Source organism: Candidatus Binatia bacterium, from assembly GCA_036382395.1.
Classification (GTDB): domain Bacteria; phylum Desulfobacterota; class Binatia; order HRBIN30; family HRBIN30; genus JAGDMS01.
Genome location: DASVHW010000466.1, coordinates 1 through 1,868, shown reverse-complemented (window position 1 = coordinate 1,868; position 1,868 = coordinate 1). Strand labels below are relative to the sequence as shown.

At 63.3% G+C, this 1,868-nt stretch carries 4 protein-coding genes; all 4 read left to right on the top strand.

Annotation, left to right across the window (positions count from 1 at the left end; all coding sequences use genetic code 11):
- A partial coding sequence (locus tag VF515_22925; GenBank protein ID HEX7410481.1) for an alpha/beta fold hydrolase occupies positions 1-582 on the top strand: 582 nt, incomplete at its 5' end.
- 152 nt (positions 583-734) lie between these two features.
- A complete protein-coding gene (locus VF515_22920; GenBank protein HEX7410480.1) occupies positions 735-977 on the top strand; it encodes a ribbon-helix-helix domain-containing protein in 243 nt (80 codons plus the stop codon).
- On the top strand, positions 962-1,300 hold the full coding sequence (locus VF515_22915) for a type II toxin-antitoxin system PemK/MazF family toxin (GenBank protein HEX7410479.1): 339 nt from the start codon (positions 962-964) through the stop codon (positions 1,298-1,300). Before VF515_22920 ends, VF515_22915 begins: the two co-directional genes overlap by 16 nt.
- 55 nt (positions 1,301-1,355) lie before the next feature.
- A complete protein-coding gene (locus VF515_22910) occupies positions 1,356-1,610 on the top strand; it encodes a hypothetical protein (protein HEX7410478.1) in 255 nt (84 codons plus the stop codon).
- Positions 1,611-1,868: the final 258 nt, after the last annotated feature.

Here is a 1,868-nt window from a genome sequence, read left to right as displayed (position 1 = left end):
CTGCTCCTGCTGCATGCGCTCTTCGGTTCGAGCGCCGATTGGGGCGAGCTGCCGCGCAGCTGGCCCGGGCCGGTCTACGCGCTCGACTTCTGCGGCCACGGCGGTTCGGATCGGCTGCTGGCCGCCGGCTACACGCCCGAGGTGCTTGCCGGCGATGCCGACTGCGTCCTGGCGCGCATCGGCCGCGCCGCGCTCGCCGGGAGCGGACTCGGCGCGTACGTCGCGCTCCTGGTGGCTGGGGCGCGGCCCGACCTGGTCCCGGCGGCTTTGCTGTGGCCCGGCGCCGGCCTCAGCGGCGGTGGTGCGCAACCCGACTTCGATGCCCCGCGCACCGGCTTCATCGATTTCGCCAACGCCACCCGGCACTCCGGCTCATACGATCCCATGGTCGCGGCGCTCGACCAGGATATCCGCCCCGTCGATTACGTCGAACCCTTCGCGCGCAACGCACGCAGACTTCTGCTCGCCGAGGACAGCGCGGAACAGCCACCATGGTGGCAAGCCGTTCGGCGATCTCCCAACGCGGAAGCAGTCTCTGCCGATCGCAACCAGGCGCTGGCGCGTTTGGCCGCGGCCATCTAGTAGGGCCGCCGGCCGTTCCGGTCTTGCTGGATACGTCACCGTAGTTGTCAATGGGAGTACTTAGCTCGCGGGCAGGTGTAGCTCGCGGGCAGCTAACGGGCAGCTTGCCGCACAGCCTGCGGTATGATATTTCGTCATACCAGAGGTGATGCATGGCAGCGGCGAAGGTAGCGATTTCCTTGGACGAGGGTGTCCTAACGCGGGTGGACCGTCTGGTCAGACAGCGAGCGTTTCCAAACCGGAGCAAGGCGATCGAGGCGGCGGTGAAGGAGAAGTTGGAGCGACTCGACCGGTCCCGCCTCGCCCGTGAGTGCGCCAAGCTCGATCCCGGGTTCGAGAAGGCGCTGGCGGAGGAAGGGGTGTCGGGAGAACTGGCTGAATGGCCAGAATACTGAGGGGCGATCTTGTCTGCGCTGACCTCACTCCGGGCCGCGGCCACGAGCAGGCGGGAATGCGGCCGGTCGTTGTACTGAGCCATGACGTCTTCAACGAGAGGTCAGGAACGGTCATCGCGATGGCGGTGACGAGCCAACCGCAAGGCGCAGGCTTTCCGCTCACGATGGAGCTGAAGAAGGGGCGCCTGCCTAAACGTTCATGGGTGAAGATCAGCCAGATCCGGACACTCTCGGTGGAACGGCTCGGAAAGAAACTCGGCCGGCTCGGCCCGGAGGAACTGGATCGGCTCGTCGAGGGACTAAATGACATCGTCGGGAGCTAGCAAGCGTAGGCCGTTGCGGGACCTGGTTTCATTCGTTGTATTTCGCTGCTCGGAAATGAACTCTTCCGAAGTGAAGAATGAAATCAATGAAACCTCGTCCCCCATGCCCCCTCGCAACTTCATCCGGACGACCACCACCGAAACCGGCCTGCAGGTCACCGCCACGACCGTGGAAGGCGACTACCCCACCGGCCTCAAGATTGCCAAGCGTGAAATGGATCGGCTCTCCGCCCGACCCCACCATGTCTGTCCACAGAGGAACTACACCATCCGCCCACGCTGTGCGGCAAAATGCGAAGTTATTTCCTGACAGCTGCTATTATAAGGTGTTGACCCGACCGGGCGCAGCGGGTTAACACAGCGTGGAACCACATAAAGAAGGCATGCCCAACTGCTTGAATCCATGGTGGAGTCTGGTGTATCAGCGGCACATGACAACGGCGGTGTTAACCCGCCAGGGCTGGCGTCGGTTGGCGGTTTCATTGATACGCCGAATTCAAAGTTAGGCCACGTAAGGTTGAATGACCTGCACGAGACTGCCCAGAGCGGCAATTGGCATGATCGCAGT